The organism is Pseudomonas sp. B21_DOA, from assembly GCA_030544685.1.
GTDB classification, from domain to species: Bacteria; Pseudomonadota; Gammaproteobacteria; order Pseudomonadales; family Pseudomonadaceae; genus Aquipseudomonas; species Aquipseudomonas fluorescens_AO.
The window spans coordinates 2,821,283-2,846,845 of sequence record CP086683.1 but is presented as its reverse complement, the minus strand read 5'-3'; the positions used below and the strand labels follow the sequence as shown (position 1 = coordinate 2,846,845).

At 60.2% G+C, this 25,563-nt stretch carries 21 protein-coding genes and 5 pseudogenes; 22 read left to right on the top strand and 4 right to left on the bottom strand.

The window, feature by feature from the left end:
- Positions 1-151: 151 nt before the first annotated feature.
- Positions 152-505: a hydroxyisourate hydrolase gene (uraH, locus tag LJU32_13080; GenBank protein ID WKV90932.1), complete on the bottom strand. Its 354-nt coding sequence runs from the start codon at positions 503-505 to the stop codon at positions 152-154.
- Positions 506-925: 420 nt separating this feature from the next.
- Between uraH and puuE the strand changes: the two genes are divergently transcribed.
- The 9 genes and pseudogenes from puuE to LJU32_13035 all read left to right on the top strand — a co-directional run bounded on the left by puuE (position 926) and on the right by LJU32_13035 (position 9,058).
- Complete coding sequence (puuE, locus tag LJU32_13075; protein ID WKV90931.1) at positions 926-1,852, top strand: allantoinase PuuE; 927 nt, start codon at positions 926-928, stop codon at positions 1,850-1,852.
- Positions 1,849-2,364, top strand: a complete 516-nt coding sequence (gene uraD / locus LJU32_13070) for a 2-oxo-4-hydroxy-4-carboxy-5-ureidoimidazoline decarboxylase (GenBank protein ID WKV90930.1) — start codon at positions 1,849-1,851, stop codon at positions 2,362-2,364. Before puuE ends, uraD begins: the two co-directional genes overlap by 4 nt.
- Positions 2,365-2,451: 87 nt before the next feature.
- Positions 2,452-3,453 (top strand): allantoicase, encoded by a 1,002-nt coding sequence (gene alc / locus LJU32_13065; GenBank protein ID WKV90929.1) that lies wholly within the window; start codon positions 2,452-2,454, stop codon positions 3,451-3,453.
- A 120-nt stretch (positions 3,454-3,573) separates the two neighbouring features.
- A complete protein-coding gene (locus tag LJU32_13060; GenBank protein WKV90928.1) occupies positions 3,574-4,122 on the top strand; it encodes an ureidoglycolate lyase in 549 nt (182 codons plus the stop codon).
- A 5-nt stretch (positions 4,123-4,127) separates the two neighbouring features.
- Positions 4,128-5,441, top strand: coding sequence for a urate hydroxylase PuuD (locus LJU32_13055; protein WKV90927.1), 1,314 nt, complete (start codon positions 4,128-4,130; stop codon positions 5,439-5,441).
- A gap of 168 nt (positions 5,442-5,609) precedes the next feature.
- Positions 5,610-6,961, top strand: a pseudogene (locus tag LJU32_13050) (purine permease).
- Positions 6,962-7,118: 157 nt separating this feature from the next.
- The gene (locus tag LJU32_13045; protein WKV90926.1) at positions 7,119-7,904 is read left to right on the top strand and encodes a hypothetical protein; all 786 of its coding nucleotides are present in this window, start codon (positions 7,119-7,121) and stop codon (positions 7,902-7,904) included.
- A 66-nt stretch (positions 7,905-7,970) separates the two neighbouring features.
- The gene (locus tag LJU32_13040) at positions 7,971-8,243 is read left to right on the top strand and encodes a hypothetical protein (GenBank protein ID WKV90925.1); all 273 of its coding nucleotides are present in this window, start codon (positions 7,971-7,973) and stop codon (positions 8,241-8,243) included.
- Positions 8,244-8,272: 29 nt separating this feature from the next.
- The gene (locus LJU32_13035) at positions 8,273-9,058 is read left to right on the top strand and encodes a hypothetical protein (GenBank protein ID WKV90924.1); all 786 of its coding nucleotides are present in this window, start codon (positions 8,273-8,275) and stop codon (positions 9,056-9,058) included.
- 130 nt (positions 9,059-9,188) lie between these two features.
- On the opposite strand, the gene LJU32_13030 is transcribed toward LJU32_13035, so the two are convergent.
- Positions 9,189-10,358, bottom strand: coding sequence for a patatin-like phospholipase family protein (locus LJU32_13030; GenBank protein WKV90923.1), 1,170 nt, complete (start codon positions 10,356-10,358; stop codon positions 9,189-9,191).
- Positions 10,359-10,392: 34 nt separating this feature from the next.
- The gene (locus tag LJU32_13025) at positions 10,393-11,325 is read right to left on the bottom strand and encodes a lipid A biosynthesis lauroyl acyltransferase (GenBank protein ID WKV90922.1); all 933 of its coding nucleotides are present in this window, start codon (positions 11,323-11,325) and stop codon (positions 10,393-10,395) included.
- Positions 11,326-11,442: 117 nt separating this feature from the next.
- Between LJU32_13025 and minC the strand changes: the two are divergent.
- From minC to LJU32_12985, 8 genes and pseudogenes are all read left to right on the top strand, one after another.
- A pseudogene (gene minC, locus LJU32_13020) lies at positions 11,443-12,179 on the top strand (septum site-determining protein MinC).
- 169 nt (positions 12,180-12,348) lie between these two features.
- Positions 12,349-13,161, top strand: coding sequence for a septum site-determining protein MinD (gene minD, locus LJU32_13015; GenBank protein ID WKV90921.1), 813 nt, complete (start codon positions 12,349-12,351; stop codon positions 13,159-13,161).
- Positions 13,148-13,414, top strand: coding sequence for a cell division topological specificity factor MinE (minE, locus tag LJU32_13010; GenBank protein WKV90920.1), 267 nt, complete (start codon positions 13,148-13,150; stop codon positions 13,412-13,414). The genes minD and minE overlap by 14 nt, the downstream gene beginning before the upstream one ends.
- A 90-nt stretch (positions 13,415-13,504) precedes the next feature.
- Positions 13,505-14,140, top strand: coding sequence for an RluA family pseudouridine synthase (locus tag LJU32_13005; GenBank protein WKV90919.1), 636 nt, complete (start codon positions 13,505-13,507; stop codon positions 14,138-14,140).
- A gap of 177 nt (positions 14,141-14,317) precedes the next feature.
- On the top strand, positions 14,318-15,607 hold the full coding sequence (locus LJU32_13000; protein WKV90918.1) for a M18 family aminopeptidase: 1,290 nt from the start codon (positions 14,318-14,320) through the stop codon (positions 15,605-15,607).
- 233 nt (positions 15,608-15,840) lie between these two features.
- Positions 15,841-16,017, top strand: a complete 177-nt coding sequence (locus tag LJU32_12995; GenBank protein ID WKV90917.1) for a hypothetical protein — start codon at positions 15,841-15,843, stop codon at positions 16,015-16,017.
- Positions 16,018-16,091: 74 nt separating this feature from the next.
- Positions 16,092-18,243, top strand: a pseudogene (locus LJU32_12990) (mechanosensitive ion channel family protein).
- 63 nt (positions 18,244-18,306) lie between these two features.
- Positions 18,307-19,641 carry an amidohydrolase gene (locus LJU32_12985; GenBank protein WKV90916.1) on the top strand — a complete coding sequence of 445 codons (1,335 nt, stop codon included), beginning with the start codon at positions 18,307-18,309 and terminating at the stop codon, positions 19,639-19,641.
- Between the two features lie 178 nt (positions 19,642-19,819).
- On the opposite strand, the gene phnR is transcribed toward LJU32_12985, so the two are convergent.
- The gene (phnR, locus tag LJU32_12980) at positions 19,820-20,533 is read right to left on the bottom strand and encodes a phosphonate utilization transcriptional regulator PhnR (GenBank protein ID WKV90915.1); all 714 of its coding nucleotides are present in this window, start codon (positions 20,531-20,533) and stop codon (positions 19,820-19,822) included.
- 351 nt (positions 20,534-20,884) lie between these two features.
- Between phnR and LJU32_12975 the strand changes: the two are divergent.
- From LJU32_12975 to LJU32_12955, 5 genes and pseudogenes are all read left to right on the top strand, one after another.
- A pseudogene (locus LJU32_12975) lies at positions 20,885-21,951 on the top strand (ABC transporter substrate-binding protein).
- A 176-nt stretch (positions 21,952-22,127) separates the two neighbouring features.
- Positions 22,128-22,934, top strand: a complete 807-nt coding sequence (locus tag LJU32_12970; GenBank protein WKV90914.1) for an alkaline phosphatase family protein — start codon at positions 22,128-22,130, stop codon at positions 22,932-22,934.
- A gap of 5 nt (positions 22,935-22,939) precedes the next feature.
- A complete protein-coding gene (locus LJU32_12965) occupies positions 22,940-23,776 on the top strand; it encodes an ABC transporter permease subunit (protein WKV91091.1) in 837 nt (278 codons plus the stop codon).
- Positions 23,763-24,564: pseudogene (locus LJU32_12960) on the top strand (ABC transporter permease). The gene LJU32_12965 and the pseudogene LJU32_12960 overlap by 14 nt, the downstream one beginning before the upstream one ends.
- Entirely contained in the window at positions 24,561-25,550 is a 990-nt protein-coding gene (locus LJU32_12955) for an ABC transporter ATP-binding protein (protein WKV90913.1), read from the top strand. The pseudogene LJU32_12960 and the gene LJU32_12955 overlap by 4 nt, the downstream one beginning before the upstream one ends.
- Positions 25,551-25,563 lie beyond the last annotated feature (13 nt).

Below are 25,563 nucleotides of genomic sequence, written 5' to 3'. Positions count from 1 at the left end.
GGCAAGCCTGACTCGGTATTCATCATTCGCGAACGCTGAGCATGGCGCTCGGTCGCCGGTTTGGAGGGAAAAAAGCCCGCAGTGTGGGCGGGCGAAAGACCAAAGAAGCTATATGCGCAGTCGCTTCCCGGTGGGGGCAGCTGCTTGGGGGTCAGCTGCCCCGATACGTGGAATAGCTGTAAGGCGAAATCAGCAGGGGCACGTGATAGTGCTCCTGCTCGGCGGAGATGCCGAAACGCAACACCACTACGTCGAGAAATGCCGGCTCGGGCAGTTGCACACCGCGGGCGCGGTAGTAATCGCCGGCGTGGAACTGCACCTGATAAACGCCAGTGCGATAATCGTCGCCTTGCAGCAACGGTGCGTCGACCCGGCCATCGCTGTTGGTTGTCGCACTGGCGACCAATTCCAGCTGCGATCCTTCAACGCGGTACAGCTCGACCTTGATCGAGCTGCCCGGGCAACCGTGTGCAGCGTCCAAAACGTGTGTTGTCAAACGTCCCATTGATTCTGCGCGCCTGGCCGCAACAAGCGGTCAGACCTCGCGCCTCCCGAAGTCAGTTGAAAAGGAGACCGCACCGATTCGGAGCACGAAACGCTGCGGCGAGCGACTGATTAAGACACTTTTCAAAAAAATTGTACACAATAAAAACGACATTTTTCGCCTCACCCCCGCCATCCGGGCCTTTATCGCCAATCTACAGACAATGCGCCTGATCATTGAACCTTCTATTCATTAGCTGACTGGTCAGGCAGGTTTCTTGCAGGCTCGAACCGCTAGCAGCAAAAGATGACAGCCGGTGAAAAATGCGAAAATTCAGGCTTACAAAATGTAAATAAAGTTGTATACAATCAGCCCATCGCTGTGACGCCAGCCTGCCAGGCCGCCACACCAATCTGTCAACGTACAAGAAGGAAGACTGCAGTGAGCGCTGACTACCCACGCGACCTGATCGGTTACGGCAGTAACCCTCCTCACCCACACTGGCCGGGCAATGCCCGGATCGCTTTGTCCTTCGTGCTCAATTACGAAGAAGGTGGCGAGCGCAACATTCTGCACGGCGACAAGGAGTCTGAAGCCTTCCTTTCTGAAATGGTTGCTGCTCAGCCGCTGCAAGGCGCGCGCAACATGAGCATGGAATCGCTTTACGAGTATGGCAGCCGTGCCGGCGTCTGGCGGATTCTGAAACTGTTCAAGGAATTCGACATTCCGCTGACCATCTTCGCCGTGGCCATGGCCGCCCAGCGTCACCCGGACGTGATCCGCGCGATGGTCGATGCCGGTCACGAAATCTGCAGCCACGGCTACCGCTGGATCGACTATCAGTACATGGATGAAGCGCAGGAACGCGAGCACATGCTCGAAGCGATCCGCATCCTCACCGAACTGACCGGCGAACGTCCGCTGGGCTGGTACACCGGCCGCACCGGGCCGAACACCCGTCGGCTGGTCATGGAAGAAGGCGGTTTCCTCTACGACTGCGACACCTACGACGACGACCTGCCCTACTGGGAACCGAACAACCCGACCGGCAAGCCGCATCTGGTGATCCCCTACACCCTCGACACCAACGACATGCGCTTCACGCAAGTGCAGGGTTTCAACAAGGGTGACGATTTCTTTGAATATCTCAAAGACGCCTTCGATGTGCTTTACGCCGAGGGTGCCGAAGCGCCGAAAATGCTCTCGATCGGTCTGCACTGCCGGTTGATCGGCCGTCCCGGTCGCCTCGCTTCGCTCAAGCGCTTTATCGAATACGCCAAAAGTCATGAACAGGTGTGGTTCAGCCGTCGCGTCGACATCGCGCGCCACTGGCAAGAAACCCACCCGTACCAAGGGACTGCAAAATGAGCCGCTTTCAAACCCTGCAACCGTCGACCCTGAGCCGCGACGCTTTCGTCAAAGCCTTCGCCGACATCTACGAACATTCGCCATGGGTGGCCGAAAAGGCCTACGACCTCGGTGCGGACGCTTCGATCGACGAGATCGAAACCCTGCACCAGCGCATGAGCGATATCCTGTTGAGCGCCGATCATGCCAGCCAGCTGGCCCTGATCAACGCTCACCCGGACCTGGCCGGCAAAGCCGCCGTCCAGGGCCAACTGACCGAAGCCAGCACCAATGAACAGGCTGGCGCCGGTATTCACCAATGCACGGCCGAAGAGTTCCAGCGCTTCACCGAGCTGAACGACGCCTACAAAGCCAAGTTCAAGTTTCCCTTCATCATGGCGGTAAAAGGCAGCAACCGGCATCAGATCCTCGCGGCGTTCGAAACGCGCATCAACAATTCGGTGGAAGCCGAGTTCAAATGCGCGCTGGCGGAGATCAACAAGATTGCCCTGTTCCGTTTACTGACTCTTTAGCAAGCCTGGCCCGAGTGCATCAAACGCGGAGAGCACCCAGGGCCCTGCGAGCATCCCCAGCCAACTTATCAAAGGCAGACAAGAAGAATGAAAGCTTACGCCGTACCTTTCGAAAAATACGTCAACCTGGCCGACGCCCGCCTGGGCACCAAGATCATTTCGGTCACCGATGACTGGTTCGCAGACGCCAATCGTCTGTTCCAACCGAACCCGGCCGTATGGAAGGAGGGCGTGTTCGATGACAACGGCAAGTGGATGGACGGCTGGGAGTCGCGCCGCAAGCGCTTCGAAGGTTACGACAGCGCGGTGATCCGTCTGGGCGTACCGGGCTCGATCAAAGGCGTGGACATCGACACTTCATTCTTCACCGGCAACTATCCGCCGTCGGCCTCGCTGGAAGCGTGCTTCCTGGCCTCGGGCGAGCCGGATGAAAACACCCAGTGGACTGAAGTGCTGTCGGCCGTCGAGCTGCAGGGCAACAGCCACCACTACCACGAAATCAGCAACGACCAGGCGTTCAGCCACCTGCGCTTCAACATCTACCCGGACGGCGGTGTTGCCCGTCTGCGCGTGTACGGCATTCCGTTCCGCGACTGGTCCGCTGTTGGCGACAACGAGCAAGTCGATCTGGCCGCAGCCCTTAACGGTGGCCGCGCCCTCGCCTGCTCCGACGAACACTTCGGCCGCATGAGCAACATCCTCAACCCGGGCCGTGGCATCAACATGGGCGACGGCTGGGAAACCGCACGTCGTCGTACGCCGGGCAATGACTGGGTGATCGTCGCGCTGGGTCATCCGGGCGAGATCGAGAAAATCGTCGTCGACACCCTGCACTTCAAAGGCAACTACCCGGACACCTGCTCGATCCAGGGCGCGTTCGTCAAGGGCGGCACCGACAGCCAGATCGAAACCCAGTCGCTGTTCTGGCGCGAACTGCTGCCAAGCCAGAAGCTGGAAATGCACGCCGAACACACCTTCGTCGAGCAGATCAAGGCACTCGGCCCGATCACCCACATCCGCCTGAACGTGTTCCCGGATGGTGGCGTGAGTCGCCTGCGTGTATTGGGCAAGGTCGCTAAACAAGGTTGAACCCAATCGCTGGCAAGCCAGCTCCCACAGGTTTTGTGAACGCCACAGTCCACTGTGGGAGCGGGCTTGCCCGCGATGGCGATAGATCTAACAACACAGAATCCGGATAAGAAGAACAGCATGCGCACATTGACGATTGAACCGCTGACCAAAGAAGCCTTCGCCCCTTTCGGTGACGTGATCGAAACCGACGGCAGCGATCACTTCATGATCAACAACGGTTCGACCATGCGCTTCCACAAACTGGCGACGGTCGAAACCGCTACGCCTGAGGACAACGCAATCATCAGCATTTTCCGCGCCGACGCGCAGGACATGCCGCTGACCGTTTGCATGCTGGAACGCCATCCGCTGGGCAGCCAGGCTTTCATTCCGCTGCTCGGCAACCCCTTTCTGATCGTGGTCGCGCCAGTTGGCGATGCACCTGTATCAGGCTTGGTCCGCGCCTTCGTCACCAACGGCAGGCAGGGCATCAATTACCATCGCGGCGTCTGGCACCACCCGGTGCTGACGATCGAAAAGCGGGATGACTTCCTGGTGGTTGATCGCAGTGGCACAGGCAATAACTGCGATGAGCATTTTTTCAAAGAGGATGAGCGGTTGATCCTCGCCCCCACCAATAAGAGAAGGTCCGATCACTCGACAACAAGAGTGACGGGCGAGAGGTAAAGACTGTGGAAGCACATCTGTTGGAATGGCTGAACCTGAGCGTGCGCTGGGTTCACATGATCACTGGCGTGGCCTGGATCGGCGCGTCGTTCTACTTCGTCTGGCTGGAGAACAACCTCAACCGCGTCAACCCGAAAACCGGTCTGGCCGGTGATCTGTGGGCGATCCACGGCGGCGGCATCTACCACCTGGAAAAATACAAACTGGCCCCACCGTCCATGCCGGACAACCTGCACTGGTTCAAGTGGGAAGCCTACTTCACCTGGATGTCGGGGATCGCGCTGCTGTGCGTGGTGTTCTACTCCAACCCCGTGCTCTACCTCGTGGCACCCGGCAGCGGCCTCAGCGGTCCTGAAGGTGTGGCCATCGGTATCGGCTCGCTGATCGTCGGCTGGTTCGTCTACGACTTCCTCTGCGATTCGGCCCTGGGCAAGAAACCTGCCCTGCTCGGCTTCATTCTGTTCGTCCTGATCATTGCCGCGGCCTATGGCTTCAGCAAAGTGTTCAGCGGTCGGGGTGCGTACCTGCACGTCGGCGCGATCATCGGCACCATCATGGTCGGCAACGTGTTCCGCATCATCATGCCGGCGCAACGCGCACTGGTGGCGGCGATCGCCGAGAACCGCACGCCGGATCCGGCGCTGCCGGCCAAGGGTCTGCTGCGTTCGCGACACAACAACTATTTCACCCTGCCAGTGCTGTTCATCATGATCAGCAACCACTTCCCGAGCACTTACGGCAGCCAGTACAACTGGTTGATCCTGGCCGGGATCGCGGTGTTGGCGGTATTGGTGCGTCACTACTTCAACACCCGTCACGACAGCCACAAGTTTGCCTGGACCCTGCCAGTGGCAGCGGTGGGCATGATCTGCCTGGCCTACGTCACCGGTCCGATGCCGATGTCGAACGCACCTGAAGTGGCCAAGGCACCGGCGAAAATCGAGTACCAACCGCTGCCGGAGACGGCATTGGGCGGTGGCGCGAAACCGGCCGAAGCGGCGCAACCTGCGGCACCCGCAGCCCCTGCGGCGGCACCTGCGCAAGCCTCGAATGCCGGCCCCGGTTTCGACAAAGTGCACAACGTGATTCAAGAGCGTTGCACGGTGTGCCATTCGTCCAAGCCGACCAGCCCGTTGTTCAGCGCAGCCCCGGCCGGTGTGATGTTCGATACCCCCGAGCAGATCCGCCAGAACGCCGCGCGCATTCAGGCGCAAGCCATCACCACACAGATCATGCCACTGGGCAACATCACCCAGATGACCCAGCAGGAACGTGACCTGATCGGTGCCTGGATTGCCCAGGGAGCGCAGACCAATTAATCGTTAAAAGCATCGCTGGCAAGCCAGCTCCCACAGGGTTTTGCATAGCCTGTGTGGGAGCGGGCTTGCCCGCGAATGGCCGCTCCGCGGTCTGCCTGATGCAAAGAAACAGCTGCAAGCAACCCGGCAGCTGTTAATCACAAGAATAAAAAAGATCCGAGGTGTTGCATGTCCGAGCTGTCCAAAGCGCGCATCCCCGACGCACCCGCCATTCAGCGTTTGCCCCTTTTGCAACTGATCCTGGTCGGTCTGCAACATGTTCTGCTGATGTACGGCGGTGCCATCGCGGTGCCGCTGATCATCGGACAGGCCGCTGGCCTGAGTCGTGAAGAAATCGCCTTCCTGATCAACGCCGACCTGCTCGTCGCCGGCATCGCCACTATCGTGCAGTCGCTCGGCATTGGCCCGATGGGCATCCGCATGCCGGTGATGATGGGCGCCAGTTTCGCTGCGGTCGGCAGCATGGTCGCCATGGCGGGCATGCCCGGCATCGGCCTGCAAGGCATCTTCGGCGCGACGATCGCCGCCGGTTTCTTCGGCATGCTGATCGCACCGTTCATGTCCAAGGTCGTGCGTTTCTTCCCGCCGCTGGTCACCGGCACGGTCATCACCTCGATTGGTTTATCGCTATTCCCCGTGGCCGTGAACTGGGCCGGTGGCGGGGTCGACGCCGCGCAATTCGGATCGCCGATTTATCTGGCCATCGCCGCGCTGGTGCTGGCCACCATCCTCTTGGTTCACCGCTTCATGCGCGGATTCTGGGTCAACATTTCCGTGCTGATCGGCATGTGCCTGGGCTATGTATTGTGCGGCGTGATCGGCATGGTCGACCTCAGCGGCATGGCCAGCGCACCGTGGATTCAGTTCGTCACCCCGCTGCATTTCGGCATGCCCAAGTTCGAGCTCGCGCCGATTCTGTCGATGTGTCTGGTGGTGGTGATCATCTTCGTCGAGTCCACCGGGATGTTCCTCGCGCTGGGCAAGATCACCGGCCAGGAAGTCTGCCCGCGCATGCTCCGTCGCGGCTTGCTGTGCGATGCCGGCGCGTCGTTCTTTGCCGGTTTCTTCAACACCTTCACTCACTCCTCGTTCGCGCAGAACATCGGCCTGGTGCAGATGACCGGCGTGCGTTGCCGCTCGGTGACCATCGTTGCCGGTGGTCTTCTGATCGTCCTCAGCCTGCTGCCGAAAGCGGCGTTTCTGGTGGCGTCGATTCCCCGGCGGTGCTGGGCGGTGCGGCGATTGCGATGTTCGGCATGGTCGCCGCGACTGGGATCAAGATCCTCCAGGAAGCTGACATCGGTGACCGCCGCAACCAGTTGCTGGTCGCGGTGAGCATCGGCATGGGCCTGATCCCGGTGGTGCGTCCGGAATTCTTCGCCCACCTGCCGCTGTGGATGAGCCCGATCACCCACAGCGGAATCGCCATGGCCACCCTCAGCGCGCTGACCCTGAACCTGCTGTTCAACATCCTCGGCGGCAAGGAGCGTGCGGCGATCAATGATTGCCATGCGCACTGACAGCCACACCAATTCCCCTGTAGAAGTGAGCCTGCTCGCGATTGCGTCTCTTCAGTCAACTGATTTGTTGAATGTAATCGAGCTATCGCGAGCAGGCTCACTCCTACAAGGGATCGCAACTCTGTGCCTTGAAAATAAAAACAAGAGTGAGCAACCGATGATCCGCACGCAAAGCAACGTTCTGTTGAGTGGCGGCCTGCTGGCCGCGAGTCAGGCCATGGCCGGCGATCTGCTGCTGTGGCAGAGCAACAGCCTCAGCTATCTGTACGGCAAGAACTTCGCGATCAACCCGTCGTATCAGCAGACGGTGACCTTCGAGCACGCCGACAAATGGAAGTACGGCGACAACTTTCTGTTCGTCGACAAGATCTTCTACAACGGCAAGGAAGATCCGAACAAAGGCCCGCACACCTTCTACGGCGAATTCACCCCGCGTCTGTCCTTCGGCAAGATCCTCGACCGCAAGATCGAGTTCGGCCCGATCAAGGATGTGCTGCTGGCAATGACCTACGAGTACGGCGAAGGCGAAAGCGAGGCTTACCTGATCGGTCCCGGTTTCGATCTGAAAGTGCCCGGTTTCAATTACGTCACCCTGAACATTTTCCGTCGCCAGACCGAAGGCCCGCGCCCCGGTGATGGCGTCTGGCAAATCACCCCCGCGTGGTCCTACAGCTTCCCGCTGGGCAATTCCGATGTGCTGATCGACGGCTACCTCGACTGGGTCGTCGACAACGACGAGAACTCGCGCGGCACCTACCACGCCAACCTGCACATCAATCCGCAGATCAAATATGACCTCGGCAAAGCCATGGGCTGGAGCCAGAAGCAGGTGTACGTCGGCACCGAGTACAGCTACTGGAAGAACAAATACGGCATTGAAAACAGCCACTCCTTCGATACCAACCAGAACACCGCCAGCCTGCTGCTGAAGGTGCACTTCTGAGATGGCCCGCAACCGTGCGCCATACCTGCCGTCGGTGCTCTGTTGCGGGGCACTTGAGCCTTGGCCGTGGAGTCAGTATTCTCCGCCGCCTTCCGAATTCGCTCTAAAAAAAGCCTGAATTCAATTTCTGACCGAAAAGCCAACTTATCCCGGCTGCGGTCAGTCCTGAGGCCTCCCGAAAACACGCTCGTCGACTGTTTTTCAGCAGCCGAACGGGCGTTTTTTGGTTTTTCGAAAGCCTTGGCGCAGCTTTTGCTACCAGCATTGAAAGCTGACCGATCGGATGAAATTTGCGGTACGAAAAAGGCGCCACATCAGAGCGCCGATCTTAAAAAATAACGTGGAACACCTACTTTGGGAGCAACCGAATGAAACGTATGTGCACCAGCCTGATGCTGGCCGGATCGATGTTCGCCGGCGGCCAGGCGATGGCCGAAGGCCTGCTGCAGTGGCAGAACAACAGCCTGACCTACCTGTATGGCAAGGACTTCCAGGTCAACCCGCGCATTCAGCAGACCGTGACCTTCGAGCACGCCGATGCCTGGAAGTATGGGGACAACTTCCTGTTCATCGACAAGATCTTCTACAACGGCAAGGATGATGGCGGCGTCGGCTCCAACACCTACTACGGCGAGCTCAGCCCGCGCCTGTCGTTCGGCAAGATCTTCGATCAGAAACTGGCTTTCGGCCCGGTGACTGACGTGTTGCTGGCGATGACCTACGAGTTCGGTGAAGGCGATACCGAGGCGTACCTGATCGGTCCGGGCTTCGACCTGGCGATTCCAGGCTTCGACTACTTCCAGCTGAACTTCTATCAGCGTCACACCCAGGGCGCGCGCGCCGGTGACAACGTCTGGCAGATCACCCCGGTGTGGTCCTACACCATCCCGGTGGGCAAATCGAACATCCTCATCGACGGCTTCATGGATTGGGTGGTCGACAACGACTCCAATTCCAAGGGCGACTACCACGCCAACCTGCACTTCAATCCGCAGGTCAAATACGACCTGGGCAAGGCGCTGAATTTCGGCGAGAAGCAGTTGTATGTCGGTGTCGAGTACGACTATTGGTCGGACAAGTACGGGATCAAGGACAGCCAGTACTTCAAGACCGATCAGAGCACCACAAGCTTCCTGGTCAAGTTCCACTTCTGACCCGGCGGCGTCCTCTCCGACGCCTTCGCTGGCAAGCCAGCTCCCACAGGTTTCCATGTGTATTCAAAAATTGTGAACGACACATGCCCTTGTGGGAGCTGGCTTGCCAGCGATAGCCGCGCCGCAAATGTCAGGCTGAAACCGCCTCGGATATCCGCAAAAACCGGCACAGTTCCTCGCGCTTGGCCAGCGCATCCCGCCGCCCCAACTCGATCAACTCGCTGCAATACCCCGCCTCGAACAGCAGGTAACTGAGCACCCCCGCCCCGCTCGTCTTCGTCGCGCCCGGCCCCCGCAGAAACAGGCGCAACGCCGCCGGCAGTTCCTGGCGATGCCGTGCTGCGATTTCGTCGATCGGCTGACTCGGCGCAATTACCAGCACTTCCACCGGCGCCACGCCCAGCGCGCGGGTCGGCGTGCCGGCCGGGAGCAAATGGCTGAACTGATTCAGACGCTGCAGCAACTCGATATCGCTCTCCAGACTGTCGATAAACGTGCTGTTGAGCATGTGCCCGCCGATCTGCGCCAGCGTCGGTTGCTGGCCGCTGTAGGCGCGCTCCTGCGGTTGCTGCGGATCGAGGCCGCGTGGGTTGCCGCTGACGCCCACCACCAGCACGCGACTGGCGCCCAGATGCAGCGCCGGGCTGATCGGCGCCGACTGGCGCACTGCGCCGTCACCGAAATACTCCTCGCCGATTTTCACCGGCGCGAACAACAGCGGAATCGCCGAACTCGCCAACAGATGATCAACCGACAGCTGCGTCGGCACGCCAATGCGTCGATGCCGCAGCCAGGCGTCGATGGTGCCGCCGCCCTGATAGAACGTCACCGCTTGCCCCGATTCGTAGCCGAACGCAGTCACCGCCACCGCATGCAATTGCTTGCGCGCGATGGATTCGGCGATGCCGGGCAAGTGCAGTTTTTCCTCAAGCAGTTCGCGCAGCGGCGAATTGTTGAGCAGCGCCACCGGCATCTGCCGACCGAGGCCGAGCAGGCTGTGGCTGACGAAGCGGCTGGCTTGATGGATGACTCCGGGCCAGTCGCTGCGCAACACGCGGTGGCTGCGAAAGCCCTGCCAGAACTGGGTCAGGCGTTCGATGGCGGCGCGAAAGTCCGTGGCGCCACTGGCCAGGCTGACCGCATTGATCGCCCCGGCCGACGTGCCGACGATCACCGGAAACGGATTGTCCGCGCCGACCGGCAGCAATTCGGCAATTGCCGCCAGCACCCCGACCTGATACGCCGCCCGAGCCCCGCCGCCGGAAAGAATCAAACCTGTGACCGGTTCAGCAGGACTCATCGCAACACTCCACGGTGCTTGTCAGATCGGCTAATCAACGACGCTTGGGATAAAGTTTCGGCTCACCCGGCGGGCGGCTCTTGAAGCGTCGGTGCGCCCAAAGATATTGCTCGGGGCACGCGCGCAAGGCGCTCTCGACCCACTGGTTGATGCGGATGCAATCGGCCTCCTCGCTCTCGCCGGGAAAATCCTCCAGCGGCGGATGAATCACCAGGCGATAACCACTGCCGTCGGCCAGACGTTCCTGCGTGAATGGCACCACCAGCGCTTTGCCCAGCCGTGCAAACTTGGTCGTCGCGGTGACGGTGGCGGCCTGAATGCCGAACAGCGGCACAAAGATGCTCTGCTTGGCGCCGTAGTCCTGATCCGGCGCGTACCAGATCGCCCGACCCGAGCGCAGCAGCTTGAGCATGCCGCGCACATCGTCGCGCTCCACCGCCAGCGAATCGAGATTGTGCCGCTCGCGGCCACGGCGCTGGACGAAGTCGAACAACGGATTTTTGTGTTCGCGGTACATGCCGTCGATGGTGTGCTGCTGGCCGAGCAGCGCCGCGCCGATTTCCAGCGTGGTGAAATGCGCGGCCATGAGGATCACGCCCTTGCCTTCGCGCTGGGCTTTTTGCAAATGCTCCAGGCCTTCGACGTGGGCCAGTTTCGCCAGACGTTCGCGCGACCACCACCAGCTCATCGCCATTTCGAAGAAGGCGATGCCGGTGGAGGCGAAGTTTTCCTTGAGCAGGCGTTTGCGCTCGGCGGCGGATTTTTCCGGGAAGCACAATTCCAGATTGCGCCGGGCGATGGTTCGCCGGTCGCTGGCGACGCGATACATCAACGCGCCCAAAACTCGACCGATGGTCAACAGCGCCGGATACGGCAGCTGCACGATCAGCCACAAAAGCCCCAGGCCGCACCAGAGCGGCCAGAAGCGCGGAGCAAGATATGCTTTTCGAAAACGCGGGCGATCCATTAAAGCTTCCGTAAATACAGTGGCCGCGCATTCTACATCGTTCGACCCGGCTTGCGGCTCGCGGGCGTTCTCGTTATAAGTCTCGGCACTTTTAGTGACAAGCCGTTGTATGCCGACATGAGCCAAACCGACCCGTTAGACCAAGATCCCGTATTCCAGCTCAAGGGCAGCATGCTGGCCATCACTGTGCTGGAACTGGCCCGTAACGACCTCGAAAGCCTCGATCGGCAATTGGCCGCCAAAGTCGCCCAGGCGCCGAATTTTTTCAGCAATGCACCGCTGGTTCTGGCACTCGACAAACTGCCGCCGAACCAGGGCGCGGTTGACCTGCCGGGGCTGATGCGCGTCTGCCGCCAGCATGGCCTGCGTACCCTGGCCATCCGCGCCAGCCGCATCGAAGACATCGCCGCTGCCATCGCCATCGACATCCCCGTGCTACCGCCCTCCGGTGCCCGCGAGCGTCCACTGGAAACACCGGAAGCCGAAGTCAAAAAGAAGCCGGAAAAGCCACCTGAGCCGACCGTCAAACCGACCCGCGTAATCACCACGCCAGTACGTGGTGGCCAACAGATATATGCCCAGGGTGGCGATCTGGTAGTGGTCTCATCGGTCAGTCCGGGGCGGAACTTCTCGCCGATGGCAACATCCATGTATACGGCCCGATGCGCGGCCGAGCACTGGCCGGCGTCAAAGGTGACACCAAGGCACGGATTTTCTGTCAGCAATTGAGCGCTGAACTGATCTCCATCGCCGGTCATTACAAGGTCTCCGAGGATTTGCGTCGTGATCCGATGTGGGGCTCGGGCGTTCAGGTCAGCCTGTCAGGCGACGTGTTGAACATCATTCGGCTTTAACGGATACTGCCGCATTTTCCAAGCATCTCTAAAACGTAGCGAAAACGGCTCAAACGAAGTAGGAAAAAGGCCCAAAGCCAAATTCCAGCCAAGGCTGTCCGACTGCAGTAGTTTTCAAGAGATGTTTTTCAGGGGCTGAACAGTCCTTCTTCCTTAGGGGTGAAACACCTTGGCCAAGATTCTCGTGGTTACATCCGGCAAGGGTGGTGTGGGTAAGACCACCACCAGCGCCGCTATCGGTACCGGCCTCGCTCTGCGCGGCCACAAAACAGTGATCGTCGACTTCGACGTGGGCTTGCGTAACCTTGACCTGATCATGGGTTGCGAGCGCCGCGTGGTGTATGACTTCGTCAATGTGGTCAACGGCGAAGCCAACCTGCAACAGGCACTGATCAAAGACAAGCGCCTGGAAAACCTCTACGTACTGGCGGCCAGCCAGACCCGCGACAAAGACGCGCTGACCGTCGAAGGCGTGGAAAAAGTCCTGATGGAGCTCAAGGAACAATTCGAGTTCGTCGTCTGCGATTCCCCGGCGGGCATCGAGAAAGGTGCGCACCTGGCCATGTACTTCGCTGACGAAGCGATCGTCGTGACCAACCCGGAAGTCTCCTCGGTACGTGACTCGGACCGCATGCTCGGCCTGCTGGCGAGCAAATCGCGTCGTGCCGAACGTGGCGAAGACCCGATCAAGGAACACCTGCTGATCACCCGCTACCACCCGGAGCGTGTTGAAAAGGGCGAGATGCTCGGCGTTGAAGACGTCAAGGAAATCCTCTCGGTCACCCTGCTCGGCGTCATCCCGGAATCCCAGGCGGTGCTCAAGGCTTCCAACCAGGGCGTGCCGGTGATTCTCGACGACCAGAGCGATGCCGGTCAGGCTTACAGCGATACCGTCGACCGCCTGCTGGGCAAAGAAAAAGCCCACCGATTCCTCGATGTCGAGAAGAAGGGATTCTTCGAGCGCCTGTTTGGAGGTAGGTAATGAACCTTTTGACTTCTTTCGTGCCAACAAAAAGCCAAGTACCGCCTCGGTAGCGAAAGAGCGTCTACAGATCATCGTGGCGCATGAGCGCGGCCAGCGCAGCACGCCGGATTACCTGCCAGCCTTGCAGAAGGAGCTGGTCGACGTGATCCGCAAGTACGTCAACATCGGCAACGATGACGTACATGTTGCACTGGAAAGCCAGGGCAGTTGCTCGATTCTGGAACTCAACATCACCCTGCCCGATCGCTGAGTCGATCCGGCAGGTATGACGGCGGTTCAGGGCCATTCCCCGGTGGAATGGTCCTGAACCGCCGTTGGCATTTGTTACGAGGCTGTTTTAATGCCGCTGTCCAACATCCGCATCATCCATCAGGACGCCGCCGTGCTGGTGGTCGACAAACCGACCCTGCTGCTCTCGGTGCCCGGTCGCGCTGACGACAACAAGGACTGCCTGATCACCCGCCTGCAGGAAAACGGCTACCCGGAAGCGCGCATCGTCCATCGTCTGGACTGGGAAACCTCCGGCATCATCCTGCTGGCCCGGGATGCCGACACCCATCGTGAGCTGTCGCGGCAGTTTCATGACCGCGAAACCGAAAAGGCCTACACCGCTTTGGCCTGGGGTCAGCCGGAACTGGACAGCGGCAGCATCGATCTGCCCCTTCGCTACGATCCGCCGACCAAACCACGGCATGTGGTCGATCACGAATTCGGCAAGCATGCGCTGACCTTCTGGAAGGTGCTGGAACGTTGCGACGATTGGTGCCGGGTTGAGTTGACGCCCATCACCGGCCGCTCGCATCAACTGCGCGTGCACATGTTGTCGATCGGCCACCCGCTGCTCGGCGACGGGCTCTATGCCCATGAACAGGCGCTGGCAGCCTGGCCACGTCTGTGCCTGCACGCGAGCATGCTCAGCTTCACTCATCCGCAAACCGGCGAACGCCTGCGCTTCGAGTGCCCGGCCCCGTTCTGACAGCCAGCACCGGCCCCATGTGGAGCGAGCCTGCTCGCGAAAGCGGTTTCACATTCAGCATCGATGTTGACTGATCAATCGCCTTCGCGAGCAGGCTCGCTCCCACAGGGGATCCGTTCGGATTCAATTGTTCGGCCAATACGTTAAACTCCCGTCCATTGCTGTCTGGAGTTTCTTATGCGCGCAGAGTTGAACCAGGGCCTGATCGATTTCCTCAAGGCCTCCCCTACCCCGTTCCACGCCACCGCCAGCCTCGTTCAGCGTCTGGAGGCCGCCGGTTATGTGCGCCTCGACGAGCGTGAGCCATGGTCCACCGAGGCCAACGGCCGCTATTACGTCACCCGCAACGACTCCTCGATCGTCGCGATCAAAATGGGCCGCAACTCTCCCCTGCACGACGGTATCCGCCTGGTCGGCGCCCATACCGACAGCCCATGCCTGCGGGTCAAGCCACAACCGGAACTGCAGCGTCAGGGCTTCTGGCAACTGGGCGTCGAAGTCTACGGCGGCGCGCTGCTGGCGCCGTGGTTCGACCGCGATCTGTCGCTGGCCGGCCGCGTGACCTTCCGCCGTGACGGCAAGGTCGAGAGCCAGTTGATCGACTTCAAGGCACCGATCGCGATCATTCCCAACCTGGCCATTCACCTCAACCGTGAAGCCAATCAGGGCTGGGCGATCAATGCGCAGACCGAACTGCCGCCGATCCTCGCCCAGTTCGCCGGCGACGAGCGCGTCGATTTCCGCGCCGTGCTCACCGATCAACTGGCCCGCGAGCACGGCTTGAATGCCGACGTGGTGCTGGATTACGAGCTGAGCTTCTACGATACGCAAAGCGCTGCGGTGATCGGTTTGAACGGTGATTTCATTGCCGGTGCGCGGCTGGATAACCTGCTGTCGTGCTACGCCGGCCTGCAAGCGTTGCTCACCGCCGAGACCGACGAAACCTGCGTGCTGGTCTGTAATGACCACGAAGAAGTCGGCTCCTGCTCGGCATGCGGTGCCGACGGACCGATGCTAGAACAGACCCTGCGGCGCCTACTGCCGGAAGGTGACGAGTTCGTCCGCACCATTCAGAAATCCCTGCTCGTGTCGGCCGATAACGCCCACGGCGTGCATCCCAACTACGCGGACAAGCACGATGCCAACCACGGTCCAAAACTCAACGCTGGCCCGGTAATCAAGGTCAACAGCAACCAGCGCTACGCCACCAACAGCGAAACCGCCGGCTTCTTCCGCCATCTGTGCATGGCCGAAGAAGTCCCGGTGCAAAGCTTCGTGGTGCGCAGCGACATGGGCTGCGGTTCGACCATTGGCCCGATCACCGCCAGCCATCTGGGTGTGCGCACCGTCGACATTGGCCTGCCGACCTTTGCCATGCACTCGATTCGCGAACTGTGCGGCAGCCATGACCTGGCGCATCTGGTCAAAGTGCTCAGCGCGTTTTATGCCAGTCGTGAATTGCCATAAAGGCTGAAAAGCTTCGCGAGCAGGCTCGCTCCCGCAGTTGAACTGCATTTCAAATGTGGGAGCGAGCCATCTGCCCTTGGAATGCCAATCAACCTGTGGGAGCGAGCCTGCTCACGAAAGCGCCTGTGCAGCAAGCAGAATCCTCTCTGGCCAGATGCATTCCTGAGCCACATCACACCCTGCCTCGAAAACCCGCCTAGACTGCAAGCATCCCCACAGACAAGGCAGTCTTCATGATCTCGATGTCGTCCTTCCATGCCATGCTCATTCCCATCCTCAGCGGGATGATCCTGCTCGCCATCGGCTTCAACTTCCGTGACAAGAACGCCGGGGTGTTGGCCATGTGGATCGGCATGCTGATGATCCTCGCCACGGTGGTCTACAAGATCCTCGCCAAACTCAACGAATGACCGCCCCCGGCTCGCATTGCGCCAGAGGGCCTCGTACACTCCAGCGCATCCGCCTATCCCGAGGTCGTCCCCTGGTGTTTGCTCGTCTTTTTGCTTTGCCCGGTCTGCTGCTAGTCTGCCTGATGACGCTGCTGCCGCTGGCGCCCGCCCAGGCAGTCGGTCTGCCCGGCCTGCTCAACACTTCCAAACCGCAGCCTGAAGCCGTGGAACCCCTCGGCCAGTCGCTGGACGAAGTGATCAAGTCGCTGGAAAACGACAAGCAACGCGCGCAGCTGCTCAGTGATCTGAAGAAGCTGCGCGACGCCACGAAAAAGCGCAGGCCACCCCGGAAGAAGGCGTGCTGGGCCTGATCGGCGGCACCCTCGCCAACTTCGAAAAACAGTTTTCCGGCGCCGACAGCCCGATCACTCGCTGGTCCAACGAATTCGATCTGGCCAAGGACGAACTCACCAGCAAGCTGCTCCCGGCCAACGAATGGCTGCCGATCATCTTCGGCTTCGCCGTGATTCTGATGGTCTGGAGCCTGCTCGCCGCCGCGCTGATCTGGCTTGGCCACCGCGTGCGCATGCGCTTTGGCCTCACCGAAGAACTGCCGCAACACCCCAAGGCCCTCGACATGCTGCGCTTTGCCCTGCGCAAGCTCGGGCCGTGGCTGATCGCATTGGTGATGACGGTGTACATGAGCTACGCGCTGCCGTCGTCGCTGGGCAAAAGCCTGGCGATGGTGCTGGCCTATGCCTTGGTGGTCGGCACCTGTTTTTCGGCGATCTGCGTGATCGCCTTCTCCTGCTCGACGGCCCGCACCGCCATCGCGCGTTGTACATCCTGCGTCACCAGGCGTTTCGGCCGCTGTGGCTGATCGGCAGCTTTGCCGCGTTTGGTGAAGCGTTGAGCGATCCACGCCTGGTCGAAAGCCTCGGCGTGCATCTGGCGCACACCGCCGCAACCACCGCCAATGTCCTCGCGGCATTGTCGACCGGCCTGTTCATTCTGCGATTCCGCCGACCGATCGCGCACCTGATCCGCAACCAACCGCTGTCACGCCGCCTGACCCGCCGCGCCCTCAGCGACACCATCGAGATCCTCGGCACGTTCTGGTACGTGCCGGCACTGGTGCTGGTCGGCATCTCGCTGTTCGCCACATTTGTCTCTGCCGGCGATACTAGTACCGCGCTGCGGCAGTCGCTGATCTGCACGGTGCTGCTGGTGTTGTGCATGGTCATCAACGGCCTGGTGCGCCGCCATTCGCTGAAACCGCAACGCGGGCCGAAACGCCATGCGCTGTACTCGGAGCGCCTGAAAAACTTCTTCTACACCCTGACGCATTTGCTGGTGTGGCTGATCTTCATCGAACTGGGCCTGCGCGTGTGGGGCCATTCGCTGATCGCATTTGCCGAAGGTGATGGCCATGACATCAGCGTCAAACTGTTCAGCCTGATCGGCACGCTGATTTTCTCCTGGCTGATCTGGATTCTCGCCGATACCGCCGTGCACCACGCCCTCACCCGCTCGCGCAAGGGTTTGGCCAACGCCCGCGCGCAGACGATGATGCCGCTGATCCGCAACGTGCTGTTCGTGGCGATTTTCATCATCGCGCTGATCGTCGCGCTGGCGAACATGGGCATGAACGTCACGCCACTGCTGGCCGGTGCCGGTGTGATCGGTCTGGCCATCGGCTTCGGCGCGCAATCGCTGGTCGCTGACCTGATCACCGGCCTCTTCATCATCATCGAAGACTCGCTGGCCATTGACGATTACGTCGACGTCGGCGGCCACCTCGGCACCGTCGAAGGCCTGACCATCCGCACCGTGCGCCTGCGTGACATCGACGGCATCGTCCACACCATCCCGTTCAGCGAAATCAAAAGCATCAAGAACTACTCGCGGGAATTCGGCTACGCCATCTTCCGCGTCGCCGTGCCGTACAACATGGAAATCGACGATGCGATCAAACTGATGCGCGACGTCGGCCAGAAGATGCGCAGCGATCCGCTGCAACGCCGCAACATCTGGTCGCCGCTGGAGATTCAGGGTGTGGAAAGTTTCGAGTCCGGCAGCGCGATTTTGCGCGCACGGTTCAAGACTGCGCCGATCAAGCAGTGGGAGGTTTCCCGGGCGTTCAACTTGGCGTTGAAGCGGCAACTGGATGAGGCGGGGCTGGATCTGGCGACGCCGCGGATGAGTGTGCAGGTGATTACTGCCGGTGGCGGTCAGCCGAAGGAATAGCACTCAGGCGCACGGTTGCAGTCACAGGCAAGGAAGCCAACAACAATAATCAAGGAGAAGCCCATGCAACTGACGCGCATTGCCCAGACCCTTTTGCTCACCCTGGTCGCCAGCCACGCCAGCGCCGCGACGATGGACAGCGCCCGCACGCAGATCGCCGAGCAGGCGCAGAAGCTCGAGCCGGAGCTGCTGGAAACCCGCCGCGACCTGCACGCTCATCCAGAACTTGGCAACACTGAAAAACGCACCGCTGAACTGGTCGCCAAACAGCTGCAAGCCATGGGCCTGGAAGTGAAAACCGGCGTCGCACGCACCGGCGTTGTCGCCATTCTCAAAGGCGCCCTGCCCGGCCCGACCGTGGCCCTGCGCGCCGACATGGACGCGCTGCCGGTCAAGGAAGTCTCCGACCTGCCATTCGCCTCGAAAGCCAAAGGCACGTATCTCGACAAGGAAGTCGACGTCATGCACGCCTGCGGCCACGACGCCCACACCGCGATCCTGCTCAGCGCTGCGAAAATTCTGACAGGGATGCGCGACACCTTGCCCGGCACTGTAGTGTTCTACTTCCAGCCCGCCGAAGAAGGCCCGAGCGATTTCATTCCCGATGGCAAAAATACCTGGGGCGCGAAGATGATGGTCGAAGAAGGCGTGATGAAAGCGCCGAAACCCGACGCGGTGTTCGGCCTGCACGTCTGGGCCGGCGTCCCCGCCGGCCAGATCGCCTACCGCCCCGGCCCGACCCTGGCCAGCTCCGACGACCTGCGCATCAAGATCCACGGCAAACAAACCCATGCCGGCCGCCCTTGGGACGGCATCGATCCGATCACCGTCGGCGCACAAACCATCGTCGGCCTGCAAACCGTGGTCAGCCGCCGCACCGACATTTCCTCTTACCCGTCAGTGGTCAGCATCGGCACCATCAACGGCGGAACCCGCTACAACATCATCCCCGAATCCGTCGACATGACCGGCACCATCCGTTCCTACGACTACGGCATCCGCCAGAAACTGCACAGCGATGTACGCCAGACCATCGAGAAAATCGCCGAAAGCGGCGGCGCCAAAGCTGATGTCACCATCATCGAAAAATACGACCCGACGATTAACAACCCGGCATTGACTGAGAAAATGCTGCCGACGTTGAAGTGGGCGGCCAAGGATGACGTGGTGCAGGGACCGCTGGTGGGTGGGGCGGAAGATTTCTCGTTCTTTGCCAAAGAGGCGCCGGGATTGTTTGTGTTTCTCGGGGTGACCCCGCGGGATCAGGACATGAGCAAGGCTGCGCCGAATCACAATCCGGGGTTCTTTGTGGATGAATCGGCGTTGGTGGTTGGAGTGAGGACATTAGCGTCGTTGGCGACGGATTATTTGTATGGGAATGCGGCGGTGGGCAAGTAGAGAGGGTGACTGTGGGGCGCTTTCGCGAGCAGGCTCGCTCCCACAGAACAGCAAAATCAAAACATCGTCCGATCGCGGCCCGAGCCTTCGGCAGCTCCTACACACAATGAGCGCAAGCTCGAGTACCGTACGACGCAGTCGTACACAGCGAGTGCAGGTGCAGCGAAGGCCGCCAAGGTCAAACCACATCAACCCCAACGTGAATCGCATCATGCCGCCAAAACTCCAGATCACAATCAATCAACCGCCCATGCTGATCATAATTGACCCGCGCAATCCGCAACCCCGGGCTCCCCACCGACACCCGTAACGCCGCCGCTGCATCCACCGACAACGCCGTCGGCACCATCTCGAACCGCACCCGCCCATAGTGCAAATCGTAATGCCGCGCATACAGCTCGGTGATCGACTGATTCAAATCGAACTCGAGGATCCCCGGAAAAAACTGCGGATTCAGATAGTGCTCCACGTACAACACCAGCCGCCCATCAATGCGCCGCGAGCGACAGATCTGAATCACGCTCGACAACGCCGGCAACTGCAACCACGCACACACTGCCGCCGAAGCCGGCTGCAACCGCGCCGAAATAACCTCCGTCGACGGCTCACGCCCCTGCGCACTGACCATCGCGTGAAAGTGACTGCGCTGCATCAGGTTATAAGCCAAACGCGGCGGCGACACGAACCAGCCCCGCCGCTCCTCGCGATAAATCTGCCCCTGCGCCTCAAGCTGCAACAGCGCTTCACGCACAGTGATCCGCGTCGTCCCGAATAACTCGCTGAGCTTGCGTTCAGCGGGCAACTTGCTCCCGGCCGCCAGCAAGCCATGATCGATTTGCTCCTGCAGCACCTGGCCAATCGCTGTCACCGCTTTCGTTGCCTCATCGCGCATCAACGTTACCTATCTGGACTAGACCAGCACTGTTTCGGGGCAAATCCGAACGCCGATCAAAGCGCCTTCGTATGTTGCAAGCCTAGGCAGTGCAGATGACCGACAGATGACAAAACTACCGAACGGTCGCTTTCACGGCTTGCAATACATCGGCCAAGTCCCCTGCCCTACGGGCCTTTGGGTTTGGTCTACGCTGATCTGGCACCTTCCTGACAATGGTTGATAAAAGATCAGCCAAGAGGCCATCGACATCAAAATGTCATCCAGCCGACCTAAATTGGCTCAGGTATTGCTGACCTAGACCAACACCAACCGCAATCGCAGCGTTGAACACGACCAAGGAGCTTCGGAATGAAACAGCTTTTCCTGGCAACACTGTTAGGCTCGACCATTGCTATGTGCAGCGCCGCCATGGCGGCCGACACCGATCTGAAAACCCTCGAAGCCGCTGCGAAGGCGGAAGGCGCCGTCAACAGCGTCGGCATGCCGGACAACTGGGCCAACTGGAAAGGCACCTGGGATGACCTGGCTGCGAATTATGGCTTGAAGCACATCGACACCGACATGAGCTCGGCCCAGGAAATCGCCAAGTTCGCCGCTGAAAAAGACAATGCCACCGCTGACATCGGCGACGTCGGTGCTGCCTTCGGCCCGATCGCGGTCAAGCAAGGCGTGGTGCAACCCTACAAGCCAAGCACTTGGGATCAGATTCCGGACTGGGCCAAGGACAAGGACGGCAACTGGGCACTGGCCTACACCGGCACCATCGCCTTCATCGTCAACAAGAAGCTGCTGAACGGCTCCGACGTGCCGACCAAATGGGCTGACCTGAAAACCGGCAAATACAAAGTCTCCATCGGCGACGTGAGCACTGCTGCCCAGGCCGCCAACGGTGTCCTCGCTGCCGCACTGGCCAACGGTGGTGACGAGAAAAACATCAAGCCTGCCCTGCTGTTGTTCGCCGACCTCGCCAAACAGGGTCGTCTGTCGATGGCCAACCCAACGATCGCCACCATGGAAAAAGGCGAGATCGAAGTCGGCGTGGTCTGGGACTTCAATGGCCTGAGCTACAAAGCCAAGATGGCCAACCCGGATGATTACGTAGTGCTGATTCCATCCGACGGCTCGGTGATTTCCGGCTACACCACGATCATCAACAAGTACGCAAAAACCCCAACGCCGCCAAGCTGACCCGCGAATACATCTTCAGCGACGCCGGCCAGACCAACCTCGCCCGAGGCAACGCCCGGCCGATCCGCGCCGAACACCTGCAACTGCCGGAAGACGTAAAAGCCAAGCTGCTGCCCAACGAGCAGTACAAGGGCGTCACGCCGGTCAAGGACGCCGACGCATGGGAAAAGACCTCCAAAGCCCTGCCACAGCAGTGGAACGAAGAAGTCATCGTAGAAATGAAGTGATGGCTTGACCCACTGCTTGATCCGACAAAGATCCCTGTGGGAGCGAGCTTGCTCGCGAATGCGGTTATTCATTCAACATTGATGTTGGCTGATCTGACGCCTTCGCGAGCAAGCTCGCTCCCACAAGGGATTGAGTTGATTTCGGAATATCTGAATTTCGCGGAGTTCTTGCCCCTATGAAGCACAACGTCATCCTTGTCGTACTCGACGGCCTCAACTACGAGGTTGCGTGTCACGCCATGGGGCATCTGCAGGCTTATGTTGGCGCAGGACGCGCGGCGCTCTATCAGCTGGAGTGCGAATTGCCGGCCCTGTCCCGACCGCTTTACGAATGCATTCTCACCGGCGTGCCGCCGATCGACAGCGGCATCGTCCACAACAATGTCTCGCGCTTGTCCAGCCAGCGCAGCATCTATCATTACGCCCGCGATGCCGGACTGAAAACCGCCGCTGCGGCGTATCACTGGGTCAGCGAGTTGTACAACCGCTCACCGTTCGTGGCGGCGCGCGACCGCCACACCGACGATCCGTCATTGCCGATCCAGCACGGCCACTTCTATTGGAACGATCATTACCCGGACTCGCACCTGTTCGCCGACGCTGAAAGCCTGCGCCTGCGCCACGCGCCGGATTTCCTCCTGATCCACCCGATGAACATCGATGATGCCGGGCACAAGCACGGCCTTGACAGCTCGCAGTACCGCAACAGCGCGCGCTCGGCGGACGTCATCCTCGCCGACTATTTGCAGAGCTGGCTCGACGCCGGTTATCAGGTATTGGTGACCGCCGACCACGGCATGAACAACGATCGCTCGCACAACGGCCTGCTGGCGGGAGAACGTCAGGTGCCGCTGTTCGTTCTCGGCAATGCGTTCAGCCTTAATCCTGACGCCACACCGAAGCAGACCGAACTCTGCGGCACAATCTGCGAACTGCTCGGCGTGCCCCACGATAAACCTGTGTGCCGGGAGCTGCTCAAGTGAATTCCATGACCCGCGGCAAATGGCTCGCGGCGCTGTGTCTGGTGCCGTTCACGCTGTTCTTTATCGTCTTCGAAATCGCCCCGCTGGTGTGGGTGATGATCAACAGCCTGCAATCGGAAGAATCCGGCTGGGGCCTGGCCAACTTCAGCAAGATCTTCGGTTCCAAGTTCTATCGGCAGGCAATCCAGTACAGCCTGGAGATCAGTTTCTGGTCGAGCGTATTCGGCATCATCATCGCCGTGCTTGGCGCTTACTCGTTGCGTCGAGTTGATTCGAAGCTACGCAACTTCGTGAATGCCTTCGCCAACATGACCAGCAACTTCGCCGGCGTGCCGCTGGCATTCGCCTTCATCATCCTGCTCGGTTTCAACGGCAGCATCACCATCATGCTCAAGCAGTCGGGGATCATTCAGGACTTCAACCTGTATTCGAAAACCGGCCTGATCATCCTCTACACCTACTTCCAGATCCCGCTCGGCGTGTTGCTGCTCTACCCGGCTTTCGACGCTCTGCGTGAAGACTGGCGCGAGTCCGCCGCACTGCTCGGCGCCAACGGCTGGCAGTTCTGGCGGCACATTGGCCTGCCGGTATTAACACCGGCGTTGCTCGGCACGTTCGTGATCCTGCTGGCCAACGCCCTCGGTGCCTACGCCACGGTTTACGCCCTGACCACCGGGAATTTCAATGTTCTGCCGATCCGTATTGCGGCGATGGTCTCCGGCGACATCTCCCTTGATCCGAACCTGGCCAGCGCCCTGGCCGTGGTGCTCGTGGCGCTGATGACCATTGTCACCGTCGTGCATCAATTGCTGTTGAAGAGGAGCTACCATGTCTCGCGCTGAATCCGGCCCGGCCGGCCTCTACCACCGCGTCGTGGTTTATCTGCTGTTCGCCATTCTGCTGTTGCCGCTGCTGGGCACGCTGGTCTATTCGATCGCCAGCAGCTGGTCGGCGACGATTCTGCCCAGCGGCTTCACCTTTAAGTGGTACATAGAGCTGTGGAGCGATCCGCGTTTTCTCCACGCCTTCGGCCAGTCGCTGATCGTCTGTGTTGGCGCGCTGGTGCTGTCGGTGGTGCTGATCCTGCCGTTGCTGTTTGTCGTGCATTACTACTTTCCAAAGCTCGATGCGCTGATGAACATCCTCATCCTGCTGCCCTTCGCGGTACCGCCGGTGGTGTCCTCGGTGGGGCTGTTGCAGCTCTACGGTTCCGGGCCGATGGCGATGGTCGGTACGCCGTGGATTCTGATCGGCTGCTACTTCAACCGTGGCGCTGCCGTTCATGTACCGGGCGATCACCAACAACCTGCAAGCGATCAACCTGCGCGACCTGATGGACGCCGCGCAGCTGCTTGGCGCCAGCACGTTTCAAGCGGCATTTCTGGTGGTACTGCCGAATCTGCGCAAGGGCCTGATGGTGGCGCTGCTGCTGTCGTTCTCGTTCCTGTTCGGTGAGTTTGTGTTCGCCAACATCCTCGTCGGCACGCGCTACGAAACCCTGCAGGTGTACCTGAACAACATGCGCAACAGCAGCGGCCACTTCACCAGTGCGCTGGTCATTTCGTATTTCTTTTTCGTGCTGGTCCTGACCTGGATCGCCAACATCTTGAACAAGGACAAAAGCGAATGAGCTACGTCAGCGTCCAACACCTGCAGAAAAGTTACGCCGGCACCACGGTGTTCAGCGACATCGATTGCGAAATCAACAAAGGCGAGTTCGTCACCCTGCTCGGCCCGTCCGGGTGCGGCAAGTCGACTTTGCTGCGCTGCATCGCCGGGCTGACCCCGGTGGATGGCGGCAAGATCCTCCTCGACGGTGTCGACCTCGTGCCGTTGAGCCCACAGAAACGTGGCATCGGTATGGTCTTTCAAAGCTACGCGCTATTCCCCAACATGACCGTCGAACAGAACGTCGCCTTCGGCCTGCGCATGCAAAAGGTCAACGCCGATGACAGCCACAAGCGCGTCTCTGAAGTGTTGAAACTGGTCGAACTGCACGACTTCGCCAGCCGCTATCCGCATCAACTGTCCGGTGGTCAGTGCCAACGCGTCGCCCTCGCCCGTTCGCTGGTAACCCGCCCGCGCTTGTTGCTGCTGGATGAGCCGCTGTCGGCGCTCGATGCTCGGATTCGCAAGCACTTGCGCGAACAGATCCGTCAGATCCAGCGCGAGCTCGGCCTGACCACGATCTTCGTCACCCACGATCAGGAAGAAGCGCTGACCATGTCGGACCGGATTTTCCTGATGAATCAGGGAAAGATCGTCCAGAGTGGCGATGCCGAAACCCTCTACACCGCGCCGGTCGATGTATTCGCCGCCGGCTTCATCGGCAACTACAACCTGCTCGACGCCGAGGCTGCGTCGAAGCTGTTGCAACGACCGATCAACCACCGCATCGCCATCCGCCCGGAAGCCATCGAACTGAGCCTTGACGGCGAACTCGACGCGCAGATCCGCAGCCACAGCCTGCTCGGCAACGTCATTCGCTATCGCGTCGAAGCACGCGGCGTGGAACTGGTGGTCGATGTGCTCAACCGCTCCGCCGCCGATCTGCATCCCGACGGACAGCGCCTGGCACTTTCCATCGATCCAACGGCCTTGTGCGAAGTAGCTTAAAAGCAGCTGCAAG

Bases quoted from the DNA above. Each gene is read 5' to 3' on its own strand.
- uraH (WKV90932.1), bottom strand. From the start codon at position 505: ATGGGACGTTTGACAACACACGTTTTGGACGCTGCACACGGTTGCCCG.
- uraD (WKV90930.1), top strand. From the start codon at position 1,849: ATGAGCCGCTTTCAAACCCTGCAACCGTCGACCCTGAGCCGCGACGCT.
- alc (WKV90929.1), top strand. From the start codon at position 2,452: ATGAAAGCTTACGCCGTACCTTTCGAAAAATACGTCAACCTGGCCGAC.
- LJU32_13060 (WKV90928.1), top strand. From the start codon at position 3,574: ATGCGCACATTGACGATTGAACCGCTGACCAAAGAAGCCTTCGCCCCT.
- LJU32_13045 (WKV90926.1), top strand. From the start codon at position 7,119: ATGATCCGCACGCAAAGCAACGTTCTGTTGAGTGGCGGCCTGCTGGCC.
- LJU32_13035 (WKV90924.1), top strand. From the start codon at position 8,273: ATGAAACGTATGTGCACCAGCCTGATGCTGGCCGGATCGATGTTCGCC.
- LJU32_13030 (WKV90923.1), bottom strand. From the start codon at position 10,358: ATGAGTCCTGCTGAACCGGTCACAGGTTTGATTCTTTCCGGCGGCGGG.
- LJU32_13025 (WKV90922.1), bottom strand. From the start codon at position 11,325: ATGGATCGCCCGCGTTTTCGAAAAGCATATCTTGCTCCGCGCTTCTGG.
- LJU32_13005 (WKV90919.1), top strand. From the start codon at position 13,505: ATGCCGCTGTCCAACATCCGCATCATCCATCAGGACGCCGCCGTGCTG.
- LJU32_13000 (WKV90918.1), top strand. From the start codon at position 14,318: ATGCGCGCAGAGTTGAACCAGGGCCTGATCGATTTCCTCAAGGCCTCC.
- LJU32_12995 (WKV90917.1), top strand. From the start codon at position 15,841: ATGATCTCGATGTCGTCCTTCCATGCCATGCTCATTCCCATCCTCAGC.
- LJU32_12985 (WKV90916.1), top strand. From the start codon at position 18,307: ATGCAACTGACGCGCATTGCCCAGACCCTTTTGCTCACCCTGGTCGCC.
- phnR (WKV90915.1), bottom strand. From the start codon at position 20,533: ATGCGCGATGAGGCAACGAAAGCGGTGACAGCGATTGGCCAGGTGCTG.
- LJU32_12970 (WKV90914.1), top strand. From the start codon at position 22,128: ATGAAGCACAACGTCATCCTTGTCGTACTCGACGGCCTCAACTACGAG.
- LJU32_12965 (WKV91091.1), top strand. From the start codon at position 22,940: ATGACCCGCGGCAAATGGCTCGCGGCGCTGTGTCTGGTGCCGTTCACG.
- LJU32_12955 (WKV90913.1), top strand. From the start codon at position 24,561: ATGAGCTACGTCAGCGTCCAACACCTGCAGAAAAGTTACGCCGGCACC.